Source organism: Arthrobacter sp. UYEF3 (assembly GCF_040546245.1).
Lineage (GTDB): Bacteria > Actinomycetota > Actinomycetes > Actinomycetales > Micrococcaceae > Arthrobacter.
The window spans coordinates 1-20,327 of the sequence record NZ_JBEPNK010000026.1; the positions used below are offsets into that span (position 1 = coordinate 1).

18 protein-coding genes and 1 pseudogene are annotated in these 20,327 nt (G+C 66.8%); 10 read left to right on the forward strand and 9 right to left on the reverse strand.

The window, feature by feature from the left end:
- A pseudogene (locus ABIB14_RS15435) lies at positions 1–215 on the reverse strand (alanine dehydrogenase); the annotation flags it as partial.
- A 244-nt stretch (positions 216–459) separates the two neighbouring features.
- Here ABIB14_RS15435 and ABIB14_RS15440 point away from each other — a divergent pair.
- Positions 460–1,680 carry a PucR family transcriptional regulator gene (locus ABIB14_RS15440; RefSeq protein WP_354236798.1) on the forward strand — a complete coding sequence of 407 codons (1,221 nt, stop codon included), beginning with the start codon at positions 460–462 and terminating at the stop codon, positions 1,678–1,680.
- Here ABIB14_RS15440 and ABIB14_RS15445 read toward each other — a convergent pair.
- The 3 genes from ABIB14_RS15445 to ptsP form a co-directional block, all read right to left on the reverse strand.
- A complete protein-coding gene (locus ABIB14_RS15445) occupies positions 1,677–1,946 on the reverse strand; it encodes a hypothetical protein (protein WP_354236799.1) in 270 nt (89 codons plus the stop codon). The two genes, ABIB14_RS15440 and ABIB14_RS15445, sit on opposite strands and share 4 nt — an antisense overlap.
- 74 nt (positions 1,947–2,020) lie before the next feature.
- A complete protein-coding gene (locus tag ABIB14_RS15450; RefSeq protein WP_354236800.1) occupies positions 2,021–2,401 on the reverse strand; it encodes a helix-turn-helix domain-containing protein in 381 nt (126 codons plus the stop codon).
- Between the two features lie 40 nt (positions 2,402–2,441).
- Complete coding sequence (gene ptsP, locus ABIB14_RS15455) at positions 2,442–4,127, reverse strand: phosphoenolpyruvate--protein phosphotransferase (protein WP_354236801.1); 1,686 nt, start codon at positions 4,125–4,127, stop codon at positions 2,442–2,444.
- 188 nt (positions 4,128–4,315) lie between these two features.
- On the opposite strand from ptsP, the gene ABIB14_RS15460 reads away from it, so the two are divergent.
- The 3 genes from ABIB14_RS15460 to ABIB14_RS15470 are packed head-to-tail and all read left to right on the forward strand — an operon-like array spanning position 4,316 to position 8,188.
- Positions 4,316–5,035: a TetR/AcrR family transcriptional regulator gene (locus ABIB14_RS15460; protein WP_354236802.1), complete on the forward strand. Its 720-nt coding sequence runs from the start codon at positions 4,316–4,318 to the stop codon at positions 5,033–5,035.
- Between the two features lie 58 nt (positions 5,036–5,093).
- On the forward strand, positions 5,094–7,040 hold the full coding sequence (locus ABIB14_RS15465) for a PTS mannitol transporter subunit IICBA (protein ID WP_354236803.1): 1,947 nt from the start codon (positions 5,094–5,096) through the stop codon (positions 7,038–7,040).
- Complete coding sequence (locus tag ABIB14_RS15470; protein WP_354236804.1) at positions 7,040–8,188, forward strand: mannitol-1-phosphate 5-dehydrogenase; 1,149 nt, start codon at positions 7,040–7,042, stop codon at positions 8,186–8,188. Before ABIB14_RS15465 ends, ABIB14_RS15470 begins: the two co-directional genes overlap by 1 nt.
- 118 nt (positions 8,189–8,306) lie before the next feature.
- Here ABIB14_RS15470 and ABIB14_RS15475 read toward each other — a convergent pair whose 3' ends face one another.
- Positions 8,307–9,773 carry an amino acid permease gene (locus ABIB14_RS15475; RefSeq protein WP_354236805.1) on the reverse strand — a complete coding sequence of 489 codons (1,467 nt, stop codon included), beginning with the start codon at positions 9,771–9,773 and terminating at the stop codon, positions 8,307–8,309.
- Between the two features lie 121 nt (positions 9,774–9,894).
- On the opposite strand from ABIB14_RS15475, the gene ABIB14_RS15480 reads away from it, so the two are divergent.
- Positions 9,895–10,374, forward strand: a complete 480-nt coding sequence (locus ABIB14_RS15480; protein WP_354236806.1) for a MarR family winged helix-turn-helix transcriptional regulator — start codon at positions 9,895–9,897, stop codon at positions 10,372–10,374.
- Between the two features lie 154 nt (positions 10,375–10,528).
- On the opposite strand, the gene ABIB14_RS15485 is transcribed toward ABIB14_RS15480, so the two are convergent.
- From ABIB14_RS15485 to rraA, 3 genes are all read right to left on the reverse strand, one after another.
- Positions 10,529–11,968, reverse strand: coding sequence for a sugar porter family MFS transporter (locus tag ABIB14_RS15485; protein ID WP_354236807.1), 1,440 nt, complete (start codon positions 11,966–11,968; stop codon positions 10,529–10,531).
- 121 nt (positions 11,969–12,089) lie between these two features.
- Positions 12,090–13,742: an MDR family MFS transporter gene (locus ABIB14_RS15490; protein WP_354236808.1), complete on the reverse strand. Its 1,653-nt coding sequence runs from the start codon at positions 13,740–13,742 to the stop codon at positions 12,090–12,092.
- 96 nt (positions 13,743–13,838) lie between these two features.
- Positions 13,839–14,333, reverse strand: a complete 495-nt coding sequence (gene rraA, locus ABIB14_RS15495) for a ribonuclease E activity regulator RraA (RefSeq protein ID WP_354236809.1) — start codon at positions 14,331–14,333, stop codon at positions 13,839–13,841.
- Positions 14,334–14,431: 98 nt separating this feature from the next.
- On the opposite strand from rraA, the gene ABIB14_RS15500 reads away from it, so the two are divergent.
- The 5 genes from ABIB14_RS15500 (at position 14,432) to ABIB14_RS15520 (ending at position 19,537) form a co-directional block, all read left to right on the forward strand.
- Entirely contained in the window at positions 14,432–15,745 is a 1,314-nt protein-coding gene (locus ABIB14_RS15500) for an MFS transporter (protein WP_354236810.1), read from the forward strand.
- Between the two features lie 126 nt (positions 15,746–15,871).
- Positions 15,872–16,468: a TetR/AcrR family transcriptional regulator gene (locus ABIB14_RS15505; protein ID WP_354236811.1), complete on the forward strand. Its 597-nt coding sequence runs from the start codon at positions 15,872–15,874 to the stop codon at positions 16,466–16,468.
- Between the two features lie 234 nt (positions 16,469–16,702).
- Positions 16,703–17,902 carry an NAD(P)-dependent malic enzyme gene (locus ABIB14_RS15510; RefSeq protein ID WP_354236847.1) on the forward strand — a complete coding sequence of 400 codons (1,200 nt, stop codon included), beginning with the start codon at positions 16,703–16,705 and terminating at the stop codon, positions 17,900–17,902.
- A 126-nt stretch (positions 17,903–18,028) separates the two neighbouring features.
- Positions 18,029–18,529, forward strand: coding sequence for a DUF456 domain-containing protein (locus tag ABIB14_RS15515; protein WP_354236812.1), 501 nt, complete (start codon positions 18,029–18,031; stop codon positions 18,527–18,529).
- Positions 18,530–18,571: 42 nt separating this feature from the next.
- Positions 18,572–19,537, forward strand: a complete 966-nt coding sequence (locus ABIB14_RS15520; RefSeq protein WP_354236813.1) for a hypothetical protein — start codon at positions 18,572–18,574, stop codon at positions 19,535–19,537.
- A 93-nt stretch (positions 19,538–19,630) separates the two neighbouring features.
- Here ABIB14_RS15520 and ABIB14_RS15525 read toward each other — a convergent pair whose 3' ends face one another.
- Positions 19,631–20,284: a LysE family translocator gene (locus ABIB14_RS15525; RefSeq protein WP_354236814.1), complete on the reverse strand. Its 654-nt coding sequence runs from the start codon at positions 20,282–20,284 to the stop codon at positions 19,631–19,633.
- Positions 20,285–20,327: the final 43 nt, after the last annotated feature.

Sequence of the window (20,327 nt, forward strand, 5' to 3'; positions counted from 1 at the left end):
ATGACCATGTCGGCGCGGGCCCACACGTCGTCGGCATCCATCACGATTTCGGCGCCGGCAATCGCGTATTCCTCATCCGTAATGCCGGAACCCAGGCCGGCACCACGCTCCACCAGGACGGTGTGGCCATGCTGGCGGAACTCGTGCACCCCGGCGGACGTGATGGCCACGCGGAATTCGTTGTTCTTGATTTCTTTAGGGATACCGATGATCATTTTTGGGCTCCAGTGGTGGCGGCCGGTGGGCCGGGCTGTGCGGGGGAAGTTGTGATTCAAGAATATGACCCGTTGTGAGGCAGGCTACTGAGCATCCAGGCCCGCCGCGGGTGCACCTCCCGGGTTTTCGGGGATTTTGAAAAGATGCCCTCGACATGTGTCGACTCGCGGGACGTCAGGTGTCGCCTGCTGTCCGCCGGCCTTTCCGTTCGCCGCGGGACCGCCGGGGCAGTAATGTGGCAACATGCAGCAGCCGGATGTGGAGCAGCTCGTGGAGCTCGTGGCTCTCAGGCTGAGGCGCGGATTATCGCTGGAAGACCTCGACGGCGTCCTGCTCGCCTACAGCTCCAACCAGTCGCACGCGGACCGGGTCCGGGTGAACTTCCTGCTGAGCAAGCGTGTTCCGGTGGACGTCAGCGCCTGGCAGCTCTCCCACGGCATCGCGACGGCGGTGCGCCCGGTGATCGTGCCGGCCAACGAGGAACTCGGAATGCTGGGACGGGTCTGCGTCCCGCTGCTGGTCCGCGGGTTCCGGGTGGGCTATCTCTGGGTCCAGCTCGACGCCGAGGAGCCCACGGCCGGCTCCGTCCTGGCGCAGCTCCCGGACGTGGAGCGCCAGCTGGAACAACTCTCCGCGCTGCTGCTGGACTCGAACACCGCCGAATCCGAGTTCCGCCGGCGGCGCGAGCAGGAGTTCCTGGCCGCCTGCCGGGGTGAGGCGAACGCCGTCGCCGCCGTCGCGGGCTGGAAAGAAGTGCAGGGCCGCGGGCCGTGGCAGCTGGTGACAGTCCTCGACGCCGACGGCTGGGCCGGGGGCTCCGACCCGATCGCGGCAACCCTGATCCACCGATCATCCGCGCTGCAGGCCACCATCGGCGTGGATGCCGCCCTGTTCAGCGCCGGGACGGAGACGCACGCCGTCGTGCTGTTCAAAGAGTCCACCGGGCGCGCCGACCACGCCCAGGTCCTGGTGCATTACCAGCTGGAACTTGCCAAGCGCGGCGGCCGGCCGGTCCAACGGGTCATCCTCGGCACCTCCGAGGGATTCTCCCGGCCGCGCGAGCTGACCGAGGCGTACCGGCAGTCCCGCCAGGCGGCACAGGCCGCGGCAGTGGACCCCCAGCTCGGCGAACTCGTGGACTCGCGCGCCACCGGCCTGTACCAGCTACTGGCCTCCGCGGGCGGGGGCGCCGGAGCGTGGGCGGATGCCGGCTCCGTTTACTTCCGGATGCTCGAAGACCACGACCGCAATGGTGAACTGCTTCCGGTGCTGGAACTCTTCTACGACAACGACAGCTCGGTCCAGGAGGTAGCGGCCAAGCTGCACCTGCACCGGAGCAGCATCTACAACCGGCTCGGCCGGATCCGGCAGGTACTGGGCGTCGATCCGCTCAAGGGCATCGTCCGGCTGGAACTCCACGCGGCGCTGAAAGCGCGGCGCTGGGCCGAACGGCCGAGGCTCTAAGAGCCTTGGGGTTTGTGGCCGTCCCGGAGGGCCGGCTCGGACGACGGCTGCGCCGTTTCGGACGCTGACGCCCGCGCTGCCTCCCGCGCGGCCTCCCGCCTCCGGCGACCAATCCGGCTATCCGTCCACAGGGCCACGGCCACGAACGCCACGCAGCCGGCCATGAAAGCTGCCGTGTAGTTCAGTCCCATCGCGGTTCCGAGGATGCCGGTGAGCACCAGGGCGGCGATGCCGGCCAGGATGTGCCACCCTCTGAACTTACCCACGATTCAAGCGTAACCCCGGCCTCTGCCGCGTTTCCGCGCCGGGCCCGGATCGTTGTTTGATCCTTATCAAGCCGTCACGAACCATCCGAATTTTTCTTCTGGGTCTCCAGCCATGCCATGATGTCGGCCAGCCGGATCCGCCGGTGCGTGCCGCGGTATTCGACCGGGATCTCGCCGCGGTCCGTCATATTACGAAGGTAGGTGTGCGAGATCCCCGCTAGCTCCGCCGCCTTCGACGTGGTCAGCATCTCCTCCACGCTGCTGACCGTGACCGACTCGCCCCGGCTGAAGCGGCCCAACAGGTCGACGACGGCGTCCCTCGCGCCGGGCGGCAGGCGGTGAACGGTGCCGTCGACGAACACCGTGATGTCGTTGCTGCCGTTCAGCGCGTACTGCAGGTTCTGTGCGTCCTTGGCAGGGAGCCCGGCCGTCACCCGGGGAGCAATCAGTGTCATGGACTGCATCCTAACGTCCCGGGTGGGCGTCACAGGCCGGTTACAGGCCCAGTTCCTCGAGCACGGGCAGCTTCGCCCGGACCCACGCGCGCGCCTCGGTGGCGCTCGGGGCGGAGAGGGCAAGCGTGGCCAGCTCCCTCGCCTCGGCCAGCGTGACCGTCTTCAGCACTGCGGCGACGGCGGCAAGGGAGCGCGCCGTCATGGACAAGGTGGTCACGCCCAGTCCGGTCAGCACGACGGCGAGGGCCGGATCCGCCGCGGCCTCGCCGCAGACGCCCACCGGTTTGCCGCGGCCCTCCGCGGTGGCACCCTCCACCGTGAGGTGCACCAGCCGGAGCACCGCCGGCTGCCACGGGGTGTTCAGCCCCGCGAGCGGGCCGAGCTGCCGGTCGGCGGCCATGGCGTACTGGGTGAGGTCGTTGGTGCCCAGGCTCGCGAAGCCCACCTCCCGGAGGATGGCTTCGGCTGTGAGCGCCGCGGACGGCACCTCCACCATGACGCCGGGCGTCTTAATGCCGGCCGTCGCACACAAAGACGCGAAGCGTGCGGCCTCCTCTGCCGTCGAAATCATCGGCGCCATCACCCAGACGTCGGCCGCGGAGTCCTGCTCCGCCCGGGCGATCGCCTCAAGCTGGCGTTCCAGCACGCCCGGGGTGGTCCAGTCCGTCCGGTAGCCGCGGACGCCGAGGGCAGGGTTGGGCTCGGTGGCGTCGGTCAGGAAGGGCAGCGGCTTGTCAGCGCCGGCGTCGAGGGTGCGAAGCACCACCTTCTTGCCCGGGAAGGCGTCGAAGACGCCCTTGTACGCGGCGGCCTGTTCGTCCACGGTGGGTTCGGTGTCCCGTTCCAGGAAGCAAAACTCGGTCCGGAACAGCCCCACGCCCTGGGCATTGAGCTTGGCGGCCGCGACGGCGTCCTTGGCCCCGCCGACGTTGGCGAGCAGCGGGACGAGGTGGCCGTCCGCCGTCGCTCCGGTCCCGTCAAAGGCGGCCAGCAGCGACGCGGTCGCGGCCCAGTTTTCCGCTGCGGCGCGCTGGGCGGCGTCCGGGTCCGCGGTGATGGTGCCTGCGGCGCCGTCGAGAAAGACCTCGGTGCCGTCCGGCAGCGCGTCCACGCCGACGGCGGCAACGACGGCGGGCAGGCCCAGCGAGCGGGCGATGATGGCGGTGTGCGACTGCGGTCCGCCGCCGGCCGTGAGCAGCGCCAGCACCTTCTCGGGATCAAGCGTGGCCGTGTCTGCGGGAGCAAGGTCCTCGGCAATCAAGATGAACGGGGTCCCGGACGAGGGGATGCCCGGGGCCGGGACGCCGCGCAGCTCCGCCACGATCCGGGCCCGGACGTCCAGCACGTCGGTGGCGCGCTCGGCCATGTAGCCGCCGAGGTTGTGCAGCATCTCCGAAACTGAAGCGCCGGCTTCCCAGATGGCCCGCTGGTTGGAGCTGCCGCGGCCGATCAGTTTCGCCGCCGACTTCAGCAGCATGGTGTCCGTGGCCATCAGGGCGGTGGCTTCGAGGACCGCCTTGCCGTCACCGCTGACCGTCTCGGACCTGGCCTTGAGTTCGTCGTGGACTGCCTTGGCCGCCGTCTTCAGCGCCGCCGTCGCATCCTCGGCGGACACGCCGGCCGGGAGTTGTTCGCCTGCCGGCGGCTCACTGACCGCTTTAGGCATCTGGCGGATGGTGCCGATGATCCTGCCGGGGCTGACGCCTACACCTTGGAAGTTCTGCACTGAAATCCTCATTCCCTGCCGTGAGCCAGTAAGTCTGTTCAGGTGCCGCCTCGGTCCGCTGGATCATAGATTTCCTGCGGCTGTCCGCTGCGTCAACCGGCGACTCGCTGTCTCTGGAAAGCCGCACCTGAAAAAAGTGTATGTGATTCACTTCATATAGCGTTGCTATAGGTGCTAGGGTAGCGGTCATGAGTACCAATGGCCAGCTACCGCCCAAAACCCGGCTGCTGCGTGCAGCGGCGGGGTTGCTGGCCAAGTCCGGGGGAGCCGCGGTTTCTACCCGCCAGATCACCCAGCTGGCCGGGGTGACCGCACCCACCCTCTATCACCACTTCGGCGACAAGGAAGGGCTCTTTGACGCCGTCGTGGCCGCCGGATTCGACGAATACGTGGCCGGGGAGCGCGACTTTGCCCCGTCCGGGCAACCGCTGGAGGACATTCGGCGGATGTGGGACCAGCATGTGCAGTTCGGCCTGAAGCAGCCCGAGCTGTACCTCGTCATGTTCGGCAATATCCGCTCCGAAAGCCGTCCCGCCGTCGTCGCTGACGCCGAGGCACTGATGGAGGAAATGCTGAACAAAGCAGCGGTCGGCGGGCAACTCGCCGTCCCGCCCAAGGAGGCAGCCCGGAGCATCCTGGCCGCCAACGTGGGCGTAACACTGATGCTCATCACCGAGAAGGCGCCTGAACGCAACCTTGAGCTTTCCACCATGACCCGCGACGCCATGATCTTCGCGGTCTCCACGGAACAGGCCCGGCAAACCGCACCGGAGGACTCCGGGAAATCCCCGGTGGTGGTGGCAGCCATCGCCTTGAACGCGGCGCTGCAAGCCTCGCACTCGGACCAGCTCTCCAGCTCCGAACTCAAGCTCTTCCTCGAATGGCTTCACCGGATCTCCACCAACTAGCTCGCCGAAAATATCGGACAATCCTGCGGTGCAGCAGGAATCACGGTTAGGAAATCACATGGCAACAGAGACAGTTGCGAAACCCCGGACCAGCATGCGGGTCGGCGTCCAGAAATTTGGCACCTTCCTGTCCGGAATGATCATGCCCAACATTGGCGCCTTCATTGCCTGGGGCATTATCACCGCCTTCTTCATCCCGGCCGGCTTCTCCCCGAACGCCGATCTGGCCAAACTGGTCGGCCCGATGATCACCTACCTGCTGCCGCTCCTGATCGGCTATACCGGCGGCCGCATGGTTTACGGCGTGCGCGGCGGCGTCGTGGGTGCGGCCGCCACCATGGGCGTGATCGTCGGAACGGACATCCCGATGTTCATCGGCGCCATGATCATGGGGCCGCTGACGGCGTGGATCTTGATGAAGATCGAACGCCTCTGGGAGGACAAGGTCAAGCCCGGCTTTGAGATGCTGATCGACAACTTCAGCGCGGGTATTGTCGCCGCCATCATGGCAATCTTTGGCATGCTCGTCATCGGACCGGTGGTGAAAGCCTTCAGCAACGGCGCAAGCGCCGTCGTCGAGTTTCTGGTCCACAACGGGTTGCTGCCCCTCACGAGTATCTTCATCGAACCCGCGAAGGTGCTGTTCCTGAACAACGCCGTCAACCACGGGATCCTCACCCCGCTGGGCACCGAACAGGCGCTCGCCCAGGGCAAGTCCATCCTGTTCCTGCTCGAGGCCAACCCCGGTCCGGGCGTGGGCATCCTGCTCGCCTACATGATCTTCGGCAAGGGCCTGGCCAAGGCTTCGGCCCCGGGCGCGGCCCTGATCCAGTTCGTCGGCGGTATCCACGAAATCTACTTCCCGTACGTGCTGATGAAGCCCATCATCATCCTTGCTGCGATCGGCGGCGGCATGACCGGCATCTTCACCCTCGTACTCACCGGCGCGGGGCTTCGCTCCCCGGCCGCCCCGGGCAGCATCATCGCCGTTTTTGCCGCCACTCCGGCGGACAGCCTGCTGGGCGTGGGCCTGTCGGTGCTGCTCGCTGCCACCGTGTCCTTCCTGATTGCCTCGGTCATCCTGCGAACCAGCAAGACCCCGGACGAGGAAGAACTCGGCGCCGCCACCACCCGGATGGAAACCATGAAGGGCAAGAAGAGCTCCGTCTCGTCCGCCCTCGCGGGAGCCGGCGCCGGAACGGCCGTCGGTGCGGGCGGAGTCGCGGTGCTTGCCGGGCCGGTCAGGAACATTGTCTTCGCGTGCGACGCCGGCATGGGCTCCAGCGCCATGGGCGCCTCGGTGCTGCGGAACAAGATCAAGGCGGCCGGCTACCCGGGCGTCTTGGTCACCAACTCCGCCATCGCGAACCTCAGCGACACGTACGACGTCGTCATCACGCACCAGGATCTGACCGAACGGGCGAAGCCCGCCACGTCCAGCGCCATTCACGTCTCGGTGGACAACTTCATGAACTCGCCCAAGTACGACGAGGTCGTAGAGCTGGTCAAGAGCAGCAACGCTCCAACAGCGACCGCCGTCGCCGAACCCGAAGCCAACACAGAAGCGGGTCCGTCCGGCATCCTGGCGGCAGACAGCGTGGTCCTCAGCGGCACGGCGACCACCCGTGACGCCGCGATCGAGGAGGCGGGCCGGCTGCTGCAGCAGCGCGGCGCGGTCGACGCTGACTACGTGGCGGCCATGCACGAGCGGGAGGAATCCGTCTCCACCTATATGGGCAGCTACCTCGCCATCCCGCACGGCACCAACGCCGCCAAGGACCACATCATGAAGTCCGCGGTCTCGGTGGTCCGCTACCCGAACGGCATTGACTGGAACGGCAAGGAGGTCAAGTTCGTCGTCGGCGTCGCTGGCATCAACAACGAGCACCTCCAGATCCTGTCCTCCATCGCCAAGGTCTTCACCAGCAAGGCGCAGGTCGCGCAGCTGGAGGCGGCAACCACCGTCGATGAAGTGCTCGACCTGTTCGGAAAGGTCAATGCCTAGTGAAGGCTGTTCATTTCGGAGCCGGAAACATCGGCCGCGGGTTCGTCGGGTTGCTGCTGCACGAGGCAGGGTACGAGGTGGTGTTCGCGGATGTCGCGGGCGCCCTCATCACCCAGCTCGCCGCGGCGGACAGTTACCAGGTCCACGAGGTGGGGGACAACCCCGCCGTGCGTACCGTGGACAAATTCCGCGCCCTGAACTCCGGCACCCAGGAAGCCGAGGTCGTCGCGGAAATCGCCACGGCGGACATTGTCAGCACCGCCGTGGGACCGCACATCCTCAAGTTTGTGGCGCCCGTGATCGCCAAGGGGATCGCGGCCCGGGCGGCGGGACTGGCACCGCTGCAGGTGATGGCATGTGAAAACGCCATCAACGCGACCGACATCCTGAAGACCGAAGTGGCCGCCAAGTGGGATCCGGCCGCAGGTTCCCTGGATGACGCCGCCGTGTTCGCCAACTCGGCGGTGGACCGGATTGTGCCCAACCAGGCGCCGGGCCAAGGCCTGGACGTCACGGTGGAGACGTTCTACGAGTGGGTCATCGACCGCACCCCGTTCGCGGGTAAAGCGCCGGTGATTCCGGGAGTGACCTTCGTGGACGACCTGGCGCCCTACATCGAGCGCAAGCTGTTCACGGTCAACACCGGGCACGCCTCCGCCGCGTACTTTGGCTTCCAGGCCGGGCGGGAGAAAATTGCCGAGGCCATGGCGGACCAGGACGTCGCCGCGGATGTGCGCGCCGTGCTGGACGAGACCAAGGAGCTCCTGGTGGCCAAGCACGGCTTCAACCGCGACGAGCAGGAAGCCTATGTGCAGAAGATCCTGGGCCGCTTCTCCAACCCGCACCTTCCGGATACCGTGAACCGGGTGGGGCGGGCACCATTGCGCAAGCTCAGCCGGCATGAGCGCTTCATCGGCCCGGCGGCGGAACTGGCCGAGCGCGGGATCGTCCCCGAGGCGCTGCTCGGCGCGATCGCGGCCGCCCTGCATTTCAACGACCCGGCCGACGCCGAGGCCGTCGAGTTGGCGCAGATCCTGAACTCCTCCACCCCGGAGGAAGCCACGGCGAAGATCACCGGCCTGGACGCGGAGCACCCCCTGTTTCCGGCCGTCTGTGGTCTCGTCGAGGAGGCGAAGGCGGCCGTCTAGCCGGACGCTCCCTCATGTTCTGCGTAAAAAGACGGGCCCTCGCTCACCTGATGTGAGGGAGGGCCCGTCATTTGAGCCGGGGATCTGTGGGAGCGTCTCCCGTGAATCTGCGGGAGCGTCAGGAACGGACGGCGGCCGCGGTTTCGGCGTCGGCCATCGCCTTCCACTCTGTGACCCGCGCCTGGTGCAAGGGCGAACGACGGACGACGAGGTACGCCGCGCCGAGGATCACGAACCAGAGCGGCGTGACCAGCAGGGCCACGAGGGTGTCCGGTTGCGTGGTCAGCGCCCAGACCAGGAACGCGAAGAACGCGAACACCACCCACACCATCGGGATGCCGCCGGGCACCTTGAACGTCGAGGCGGAGTTTAGCTCAGGGCGGCGCTTCCGGAACACCAGGTAGCTGGCCAGGATGATGCTCCAGACAAACATGAAGCAGACCGCGGACACCGTGGTGACCATATCGAACGCCACGCCCACGTCCTTGCCTGCATAGAGTAGTGCGACGCCGGCGAGCAGCAGCACGCAGGACAGGAACAGGGCGTTCTGCGGAACCTTGCGGCTCGAGAGCCGGCCGAAGAGTTTGGGCGCATCGCCGTCGTTGGCCAGCCCGAAGACCATCCGGGAGGTCGAGTAGATGCCGGAGTTGGCCGAGGACATGGCGGAGGTGAGCACCACCAAGTTCACCACCGTGGCAGCCATGCCGAGGCCGGCGAGGGAGAACATGGCGATGAAGGGGCTCTGGCCGGCCTTGAAGCCGGTCCACGGTGTGACCGACATCAGGATGATAAGGGCGCCCACATAGAACAGCATGACGCGCAGCGGGATCGCGTTGATGGCGCGCGGCAGGTTGTGCTCCGGGTTCTTGGTTTCGGCCGCGGCGGTGCCCACCAGCTCGATGCCCACAAAAGCGAACACGGCAATCTGGAAGCCGGCCACAAAGCCCATGAATTCCTTGGGGAAGAAACCGCCGTGGCTCCAGAGGTTGCTGAAGGCGGCGGTGCCGGCGTTCGACTGGAATCCGGTGAAGATCATGACCAGGCCCACCACGATCAGCGCCACGATGGCCACGATCTTGATCAGGGCGAACCAGAACTCGGTCTCGCCGAAGGCCTTGACGGTCGGGAGGTTCAGCAGCAACAGGATGATGATGGTGGCGACCCCGGGGACCCACAGCTGGATGCCGGGCCAGAGTTCCTCGGCGTAGCCGGCAATCGCGATCACGTCGGCCACCCCGGTGACCACCCAGCAGAACCAGTAGGTCCAGCCGGTGAAGAAACCCGCCCAGGGGCCCAACAGGTCGCCGGCGAAGTCACTGAAGGACTTGTAGTTCAGGTTGGACAGCAGCAGCTGGCCCATGGCGCGCATCACAAAGAACAGCATGAAGCCGATGATCATGTACACGAAGATCACGGACGGACCGGCCACTGAGATGGTCTTGCCGGAGCCCATGAAGAGGCCGGTGCCGATGGCGCCGCCGATTGCCAGCAGCTGGATGTGCCGGTTGCTCAACGAGCGGGCAAGATGGGGCGCGGAGTCGCGGCTGGAGACAGTTCTCTGCTCCACGGTTGTCTGGTCGGGCATTTCAACAATCCTTAGCATTATCCGCCGCGGTCAAGTGACGGCGGTTACAAAATCAGCCTCTCAAAGGTACATGCTGGGGGGCTGTGGTGCATCATCGAGCCTTGTCTATTAGGCTCCCTAAATGTTAGGATTCCTAATTGTGAACGAAAAACCGGTGCCGGATGCCGCCCTGATCGCGCTCTCCCGGGATTTTCGGGAGGCCCTGCGACACAGCATTCATATGGTCCGGCGGCTGGACGCCTACGGCGAGCTCAGTGCCGCCCAGCTCGGCACGCTCAAGATGTTGCTGGACACCGTCGACAATAGCGGCGTACGGGTAGGCGAGATTGCCCGGAACCTTGGCGTCAAGGTTCCCAGCGCCACCGAGCAGATCATCAAACTCGAACGGGCCGGCCTGGTCCGGCGCGAGCCTGACCCGGCTGACTCCCGCGCCGTCCGGGTCAAGCTCACCGGCGAAGGCCACACCGCCGTCGAATCCGCCGATACGCGACGCAACGCATTGATGGCCGGGATCCTCGGCTCACTCACGGGCCCCGAACGGCAGGCCCTCGAGGCCGCTATCCCGGTGATCAGCCGCCTCAACGAATCCCTGCAGACCTGACGGCGGCAGGCTTGGCGGACAACAGAACGAATCACGAATTCAGGAGCCTCCCTCATGGATGGCCAGATCTCACCTCTCACCAGCCGCACCTGGTCTAGCCCGCCCCGCACGGGGACGCCCCGACCGCAGCGCCCCTGCGTGGCAGCCGCGGGCATTACTTCTTCCTGGCCGAGCCTTTCGGCACAAAAAGCGTCTCCGCCTGCTCCAGCGCCATGCCGTTGGTTTCCGGCACCTTGAACATCACGAAGAAGAACGACGCCGCCGCGAACGCGGCGTACATGGCGTAGGTCAATGGCAGCGAGGCCGCCGCCATCACCGGGAAGCTCAGCGTGATGGCAAAGTTGGCGATCCACTGAGCGGCCGCGGCAAGGCCCAGGGCGCGGGCGCGGATGCGGGACGGGAAGATCTCGCCCAGCAGCACCCACACCAGCGGACCCCAGGAGGCGCCGAAGCTGATGACGAAGACGTTGGCGGCCACCAGGGCTGCCGTGCCCCAGGCGCCGGGGAGGGTGATGTCGCTGCCGGAGCCGGTGGCCGAGCTGAAGGCCAGGGCCATCGTCGCCAGCGAGACGGCCATGCCGATGGAGCCTGTCAGCAGGATGGGACGGCGGCCCACGCGGTCCACGAGCGCGATGGCCACGAGAGTCACCAGGATGTTGGTGATCGCTGTTGCCACGGAGATCGTGAGCGAGTCCTTCTCCTGGAAGCCCACAGCCTTCCAGAGCGTCGTGGAGTAGTAGAAGATCACGTTGATGCCGACGAACTGCTGCAGCACGGACAGGATGATGCCGATCCAGACCACGGGCTGCAGGCCCAAAGCCTTGCCGCGCAAGGAGCCCTTCTTGCCTGAGGCCGCGTCCTCTTCGATGGCCGTCTTGATATCGCGCAGGCTGCGGTCGGTGTCCTCGTCCGGGGCGATGGACTGGAACACCTTGAGGGCTTCCTCTTCTTTGCCCTTGAACACCAGGAACCGCGGTGACTCGGGCAGCGTAAACGCGACCCAGCCGTAGACGATCGCGGGGACCGCCCCGGCGACGAACATCCAGCGCCAGGCCTCGACGCCGAACCACAGCGGCTGTCCGGCGCCGCCGGCAGAGTTGGCGAACACGGCGTCGGAGAGGAGCGCGGCGAAAATACCGGTGGTGATGGCGAGCTGCTGCAGCGAGGCCAGGCGGCCGCGCACCCGGCGCGGTGAGATCTCGGAGATGTAGGCCGGGGCGATCACCGAGGCGAGGCCGATGCCCAGGCCGCCGACGAGGCGCCAGAAGACCAGATCCCAGACGCTAAAGGCGAAACCTGCGCCAAAGGCGCTGACCAGGAACAACAGGGCGCCGATCTTCATCGCCGGGATCCGGCCGTAGCGGTCCGCGATCCGTCCTGCCAGGTAGGCACCGACCGCGCAGCCCAGCAGCGCCACGGCGACCGCGAAGCCGGTCACGGCCGCGCTGAGTCCGAATTGCCCCTTGATGGCGTCGACTGCCCCGTTGACAACGGACGAGTCGAAGCCGAAGAGGAAGCCTCCAACCGCGCCCGCCGCCGCCAGCCAAATAACCCGCCCGGAAATCTTGGCGACGGACTGGTCCTTGTTGGTCATGGGGGCTCCTCGGCAGATCTCGGTCCTCGGCTCACGCCGCATCCCAAGTCTTACACCGGCACCGCTGGGATGCACCTCACGGAACTGCGGACGCGGTGTTGATAGGACGGTCCCCTGCGGCCTAGTGGGCCGGGGCCGCCTCCCTGGCGGCAGCCTTGGTATCTGTGAGCTTCTTGTTCGGCAGGGCGAAGGTAATGAGGAAGGCGATGCCGGTGAGGGCGGCGGCGGTCAGCATGACGGCGTCGATCGACTGTGCGAATCCTTCAGTGATCGGCCGGGTCAGTGCGGAGTTGGCAGTGTGCAGCCAGCTCGTGTCGTTCAGCGAGTCGTTGCTTGCCCCATTTTTGAAGAATGCGTACAGCTTGGCGTTGGCGGGGTCTGCCGCCACGGCCGGATCCTTGAGCACCTTGAGGTAGTCCGCGTTCTGCACGGCCTCTTTCATGCCCGTGGCGATCTTGTCCGCCGCGAGGCTGAACAGCATTGAGATGAAAACCGCGGTGCCGACGGCGCCGCCCATGGACCGGAAGAAAGCGGCCGAGGACGTGCCTACCCCCATGTCCTTTGCCGGTACGGAGACCTGCATGGCGAGGGTGAGAGGTTGCATGCAGAAGCCCAGGCCCAGGCCGAAGAACACGGCAATCGCGCCGGGAACCCAGAGCGGCGTGTCGACGCCGAGGGAGAGGCCCATGACGACGGCGGCCGAGGTCAGTGCGGCGGTGCCCAGGATCGGGAAGATCCGGTACGTGCCGGAGGCCGAGATGGTCCGTCCCGCAGTGATGGAGCCGGTGAGGATGCCCACCGTGAAGGTGATCATCATCAGCCCCGCCTGGGTGGGGGTGAGGCCCTTGACCAGCTGCAGGTACATGGGCAGCATCGCGATCGCACCGAACATGCCGACGCCGATGATGAAGTTCAGCACTGAGGAAAGCCCGAAGGTGATGTTCTGGAACAGCCGCAGGGGAATTAGGGCGTAGTCGCCGGCACGCTTTTCGGCCAGCAGGAACGCGACGGTGCCGAGCACGCCAAGACCGTAGCAGAGGAAGGCAGCGGGCGAGCTCCAGCCCCAGCTGCGGCCCTGTTCGGCGACGAGGAGCAGCGGCACGATCGCCAGGGTAATGGCCGCGGCGCCCCAGTAATCGATCTTCTGCTTGACGTGTTTCACCGGCAGGTGCAGGAACAGGAACACGACGGCGAGGGCCGCGAGGCCGATCGGGATGTTGATGAAGAAGACCCAGCGCCAGCCGTCGAAGCCGAGGATTGTGGCGGAGCCGGCGAAGGCACCGCCGATCACCGGTCCCAGCACGGAGGAGACGCCGAAGACGGACATGAAGTAGCCCTGGTATTTGGCGCGGTCCTTCAGTGAGACGATGTCCCCGATGATGGTCAGGGCGAGGGCCAGAAGCCCGCCCGCGCCCATGCCCTGGATGCCACGGGCAAGCGCGAGTTCGGTCATCGAGTGGACCGAGCCCGCATAGAGCGAACCGGCCAGGAAGATCAGGATAGCGGCCAAGTAAAGCGGGCGCCGCCCGAAGATGTCGCTGAGCTTGCCGTAGAGCGGCGTAGTCACCGTGGAGGTGATCAGGTACGCCGTTGTTGCCCACGCCTGCAGCGAGAGCCCGTCCAGGTCGTTCGCGATGGTGTAGATCGACGTGGACACGATGGTCTGGTCGAGGGAGGACAGGAACATACCGAGCATCAGGCCCACCATGACGGTGATGGTCTGCCGTCGGGTCAAAACGGTGCCGGGGAGGCGTGTGGACGTGCTTTTGGACATAACTGCTCCAAGGGGAAGTTGCGGGGGCAAGAGCTAAGGTTGCTTTCAGTAACTATCTTAGTGCCCGCTTTCTTCCCGTCCTTCAGGCGGAGCCGCTCAGCGTTCCAATAGGATCCCGTCCGGGTCGCACCAGATCAGTTGGCCGGGCCGGACGGTGACGCCGTCGATTTCCAGCTCTACGTCGCATTCCCCGGCCCCGGCCTTCGCGCTCTTGCGCGGGTTGCTGCCGAGTGCCTTCACACCCAGTGGCAGTCCGGCGATCGCCACCCGGTCCCGGACAGCACCGTTGATCACGACGCCGGCCCAGCCGTTCGCGACGGCGCTCGCCGCGATGAGGTCCCCCATCAGTGCGGTGCGCAGCGAGCCGCCGCCGTCAACCACCAGGACGGCGCCGTTCCCGGGCGTGCCCAGGACCGACTTGACCAGGGCATTGTCCTCGAGGCATCGGATGGTCCGGACCGGGCCGCTGAAGTGCGTGCGGCCGCCCAGGGACTGGAACTGCAGGGGGATTGAGTCCAGCTCCCCGCCCCGCTCATCGTAGAGGTCGGCGGTGTTAACGGGGTCGGCGGGGGTCACGGGGGAGTCGGGCAAGGTGTCTCCTGTTGCGCAGCGGGTGGATGTTGCTGCCCACGATAGTGTGGGCCCACACGGATTATCAGCTTCAGACAATAGTTCCGGGGGGAAACCAGATGAGTCTGTCCGATGGGCCCGACGCCATCGCCGGTTCCGGAGCCAAGGCCGCCAAGGGCGGCGCGGAAGACGCCGCCCTTGCCGAGCCGGAGCGCCGGGTGCGTCCGGTCTGGACCGCGGGCGTCGTCCTGGTCAACGTGGGTATCAACGCGGCCTTCTTCGGCCCGCTCCAGGTGCTGCTCGGCCAGCAGGCGGCGGCGTTCAACGAGGGCGAGAAGGAGGCCATCCTGGCTCTCGTCACCGGGGCCGGCGCGGCGGTGTCGCTGGTGGCCAACCCGCTGTTCGGCGCCTTAAGTGACCGCACCGTTTCGCGCCGCGGCCGCCGGCTGCCGTGGGTTCTCTTCGGTGCCGTGCTCGGCGCTGCCGCGTTGGTGGCGCTCGCCGGCGCCCCGAACGTCGCCGTGATGGCCATCCTCTGGTGTTTCGTGCAGGCGGGGTGCAACGGGGCTTACGCGGCCATCACTGCCGCTATCCCGGACCGGGTGCCGGTGCCGCAGCGGGGGACTGTGGGTGGTCTCGCCGCGATGGGCCAGACCGTCGGCATTCTGGCCGGCGCCGTGATCGCCGCCGTCGTCTCCGGCAACTTCGCGCTCGGCTACGTGGTTTGTGCCGCGGCGCTGCTGGCTGGCGTCGTGCTGTACTTCTTTGAGAACGACGACGTCGCGCTGCCGCCGCAGGGCCGGCCGCCGTTCAAACTGGCCGAATTTGCCCGGGGCTTCTGGATCTCCCCTGCCCGGCACCCGGATTTCGCCTGGGCGTGGCTGACCCGGTTGCTCGTGAACATTGGCAATCACATGGTGACGCTCTACCTGCTGTTCTTCCTCTCCGACGCCGTGCGCCTGCCGGAGACGGAGGGGATCGGGGCGGAGTTGGGCGTCCTGATCCTCACCGGCCTGTATGCGGTCATGGTGATTGTTACGAGTGTGATCGGCGGCCGGCTCAGCGACCGGATGGGCCGGCGTAAGCCGCTCGTCATCCTTTCCTCGGTCATCATCGCCGCGGCCGCGCTGATCCTGGGCTTCGCCCCGACCTGGCCCGGGGCCCTGATCGGGGCCGCGGTGCTGGGCGTCGGCTTCGGCTCCTACCTGGCCGTGGACTTCGCCCTGATCACCGAAGTCCTGCCCACGGCGCTGAACAGGGGCAAGGACCTGGGGGTCATCAACATCGCCAACTCACTGCCCCAGGTGCTCGCGCCGCTCATCGCGTACCCCTTCGTGGCACTGTGGGGCGGGTATGTTTCGCTGTACCTCGCGGCCGCGGTGATTGGTCTGCTGGGCGCGGTCTTCGTGGTGAAGATCAAGGGCGTGGACTAGCTTTCGGGAAGACCGTTTGACTGGCAAATAGCCCCGTGGGGTGCCGTATAGTGGACGGCATTGCCGCGGCAGCGCTGTGGACCAACCGTCCCGGCTGCCGAGAAAATCAACCCCGGAACGCTGCTGATGCCTGAACTTCTTTCGGACCTTCCACCGATGGCCCCGCCGCCCACCCTGCCCCGGCAGCGGGAGCGCTACGCGCGGATCCTCGACGCCGCAGCCGGCTTCGCCCGCAAGGGCCTGGACTCCGTGGTGCTGTCCGAGGTGGCGGCCAAGGCCGACGTGCCGCTCGGCACGCTTTATCGCTATTTCCCCTCCCCGACCCAGCTGATGCTGGCCCTTTACCGCAAGCAACTCGGTGAGCTGCACCTTGGCGTGTGGCCGGCGGGGACCAAGGTTCCCGCGCACGCGCTGGTGGGTGTGGTGATGGAAATCTTCCACATGCGCCTCATGCAGCCTGCCGTGGAACAGTGCCTGAACCGCGTGGTTTATGCGAAGGACACGGACACCACCCGGCTGCTCCGGGACATTGACGCCACGGCGGAGAAGGCCGTGACAACGCTGAGCCGCGACGCCGCCGTCTCGCGGGTTCTGCTGCTCACCGTCACCGGCCTGGTCCAATCCGTCCGCTGCCGCCGGCTGTCGCTGTTCGAGGCCGAGGAAAACTTGAAAAAGGCCTGCTCGCTGCTGGCCGAGGGTCGCCAGGCCCCCCGGTTGGTCTAGACCAGTTACCGGAATGTGTCCCAGTCGAATCTTCGCGCGGGATCGCCGTTGTTTACTATGGCGGAACAGGAACGGCGGCGGCGCCAGCACTCCCGGGAATTTCGCCGCGGGCGGCCCGCCCACCCGGGCCCGCCCCGGAGTTCCCCCCAGACCATCTTGGGCACACCAGTGCCCAAGCAGCCAAGTGCCGTGTGCCCACGGTGAGCCCCAGGAGACAGCGACGTGTCCATTGAAATGATCAATCCCGCCCACCCCAGTTCCCCCGACGGTGCGGTAGCAGCGCTCAGCGACGAGGAGATCTTCGCATCCCACCAGGGCGGCAAGCTCTCCATTACCAGCACCGTTCCGCTCGCCAGCAAGCGCGACCTGTCGATTGCCTACACGCCCGGCGTCGCGCAGGTCAGCCGTGCCATCGCGGCCAACCCCGAGCTGGCCAAGACACTCACCTGGGCCCAGCGCCTGGTGGTCGTGGTCAGCGACGGCACCGCCGTGCTGGGTCTTGGCAACATCGGGGCCAGCGCCTCACTGCCTGTTATGGAAGGCAAGTCCGCCCTCTTCAAGACGTTCGGCGATCTCGACTCCATCCCGCTGGTGCTCAACACCACCGACGTCGAGGAGATCGTCGAGACGCTGGTCCGGCTGCGCCCCAGCTTCGGTGCGGTGAACCTGGAAGACATCTCCGCCCCCCGCTGCTTTGAACTCGAGGAAAAGCTAATCGAAGCCCTGGACTGCCCGGTCATGCACGATGACCAGCACGGCACCGCCGTCGTCGTCCTGGCGGCGCTCACCAATGCCGCCAAGGTGACCAACCGGGCACTGGAAGGCCTCAAGGTAGTCGTGTCCGGCGCCGGCGCCGCCGGAATCGCCGTCGCCGAAATCCTGCTGGCCGCCGGGATCGACGACGTCGTGCTGCTGGACTCCCGTGGCGTGATCAACCGGGACCGGGCGGACCTTGTGGCCGATGCCGGCAGCAAGAAGGCTGACATCGCCGGCCGTAGCAACCCCCGCGGCATCAGCGGCGGCCCGGGCACGGCACTCGCCGGCGCGGACGCTTTCATCGGCGTTTCGTCCTCAAAGCTGGACGAAGAACACCTCAGGCTGATGAACCAGGGCGCGATCGTCTTCGCCCTCTCTAACCCGGACCCGGAAGTCCTGCCGGAAGTGGCCGTGAAGTACGCCGCCGTGGTGGCCACCGGCCGCAGCGACTTCCCGAACCAGATCAACAACGTGCTGGCGTTCCCCGGCATCTTCCGCGGCGCGCTCGACGCCGGCGCACGCCGGATCACTCCGGCGATGAAGCTGGCCGCGGCCCGCGCCATCGCGGAGCTGGCCGAGAGTGAGCTCTCCGTCGACTACATCGTGCCGAGCCCGCTGGACCCGCGCGTCGCCCCGGCCGTGTCCGCAGCCGTCGCTGCGGCGGTGGAGGCGGAATAGCCGCGGAATAAACTACGCCAGGCAGTTCGTCGGCGGTGCCTCCCGTGCCGGGAGGTACCGCCGTCGTCGTCGTCCGGGGGCGTGGACGTCCGCAGTGGGCGTGGCCGCCAACCCTACACTGGGGGCATGAACCCCGGAATCGTCGTGACGGTCCTCTGCGGCCTGGCCATTGTGGTGGGCGTGGCGGGCATTATCATCCCCGTGCTGCCCGGCAGCATCCTGATCGGCCTTAGCCTCCTGGCCTGGGCGCTCTGGGGCGGCGCGGGGACCACCGGCTGGGTGGTCTTCGGGATCGGCCTGGCGCTGGTGCTCGCCGGGATGACCGCCTCTGCCGTCCTGACGGGCCGTAAACTCAGGGAACACCGCATTCCCGGCCGTAGTGTGGTGACGGGGCTCGTCTTCGGAGCGGCGGGCATGTTCCTCATCCCCGTGGTAGGACTTTTCGTGGGTTTCGCCGCCGGCCTGCTGCTCAGCGAATCCCACCGCACTCGCGATTTCCGGACCGCTATAACCACCAGCTGGACGGCCTTCAAAGCCACGGGCGTGGGGCTGCTGGTGGAGTTCGGCCTGGCCTGCCTTGCCGCGAGCACCTGGGTGATCGGCGTCTGGGTGGCTGCGGCCAGTTAGCCCTTCCATCGGCTGCCAAACATGCACTACTAGCATGTAACAATGAGCGCCGGACAGTCTCGAGAAGCCATCTATCACGATACCCGCGACCTCACCCCGTTCGGCAGCCCGCAGGTCCGCACGCCGGCGCGGGACATCGCAGCCGGCGTCGGCGGCATCCTGCACACCGCCTTAGGCGGCCGGAACGGGGCGCTGCTCAGCGTGGATGGCGCCATCCCCCGGCTTAAGCGGATCCCCGGGAAAGCGGCCAAGGAGGTGCACGAGGCGATCTTCCATAACCCCGACCCCAACCGGCTGATCGCCACGGGCCGTACCTACCCCGGCTGGGCCGGGTTTTGCTACGTGATGGCCGGACTCCTGGCGCACAAGCAGGGCGAGTACTTGCGTGCCTCCGAGCTCCTCCAGCGGGGCCTCACCACCAGGAACGACGACGACGCCAACCAGTTCGCGTCCGGCTATCTGACCCGTTTGGTCACCCGGGTCGAAGTCGCCGAGCGCATCGAGGTTCCGGTGCTCTTCAGCGAGGAAGCGGTGTTCCTTGCGCTTTCGCACTCCCTGCGGGAGACAGGCCACCTCGAGGCAGCGCTGCAAACCGTGGCCTCGCTTCCGCCGTCGCTGCCCGCAGCCCTGGCCCGGTGCTCTGTGGCGTTCTCATTGGGCCGGGACAAGGAGGTGATGGTCTGGACGGAGGGGCTGCTCAATGCCGATGACCTCTCGGCCGCGCTGCTGCTGATCCGCGCCCGGTCACTGCGCCGCTTTGGTGCCTCTACGGCCGCCCAGGCGGCATTGAAGGAGGTTCTCCGACGGAAAAAGACCCACCTGGCGCTCCGTCATGATGCCCTGACGGACCGCGCCCTGCTGCTCCTGGACAATGGCCGCAAATCACTGAATCCCCGCGACTGGCTGCGCGGCCGGCCCGCCGCGCTCGAAACCTTTGAAGTCATCCGGAAGGACGTGGAAGAACGCAGGCTTTGGGAACAGGAATGGAAGCAATTGAACGGGGAATGATCCATTGTGGGCGGTGGAGCGCCGGGATACAGATGGTTCACGGAGCACCCGGTCTGAAGGACCCAAATCAGCCTGTTGGCGGATGCTGCAGGGCTACTGCCAGGCGATCCCCGCGACCACCGGGACCAGCTGCTCGGCCAGCAGCAGCACGCCGAGGGCCACCATGATGACTCCGCTGGCCAGGGTGACCCGCCGGGCGGCGCCGGGGCGGGAGTGCAGGAGCTTGCGGGCCAGCAAAGCCACGCAGCTGTAGATGACGGCCACCAGCAACACAAAGGTCAGGCCCAGCAGCCCGGACTGCAGCGGCACCGGAAGAGCGGCGTCCGGGCTGACGAACTGCGGGACCAGGGCGACGAAAAACAGCAGTCCCTTCGGGTTGATGCCGCTGGTGCCCATGCCCTGGAGGAAGACCCGGAACTGATTCGCCTGGGCCGTCACGCCGGCGGCCTCCGCGCTGAAGCTGGCTTCCCGCCACGACCGCACGGTGCTGATGCCAAGCCAAAGCAGGTAGGTCGCACCTGCCACCGTGAGCCAGCCGAGGAGACCGGGGAGGCCGGTGATCACCGCAGCCAGTCCGGCGGCCAGCAGGCCGGTATGCACGACGTACCCGCCGCACAGGCCGGCCACCGCCGGCACGAAGCTGCGGTCTTTGAGCCCGGCTGCGATGGAGTAGGCCCAGTCGACGCCCGGGGTGCACGCGAGGGCCACGGCGACGCCGACGAAAGCAAGAAAGAGCTGGGGGTTCACGGCGGGCTCCTGTTGTAACGGCTACAGGAGTAATCCTAGGAAT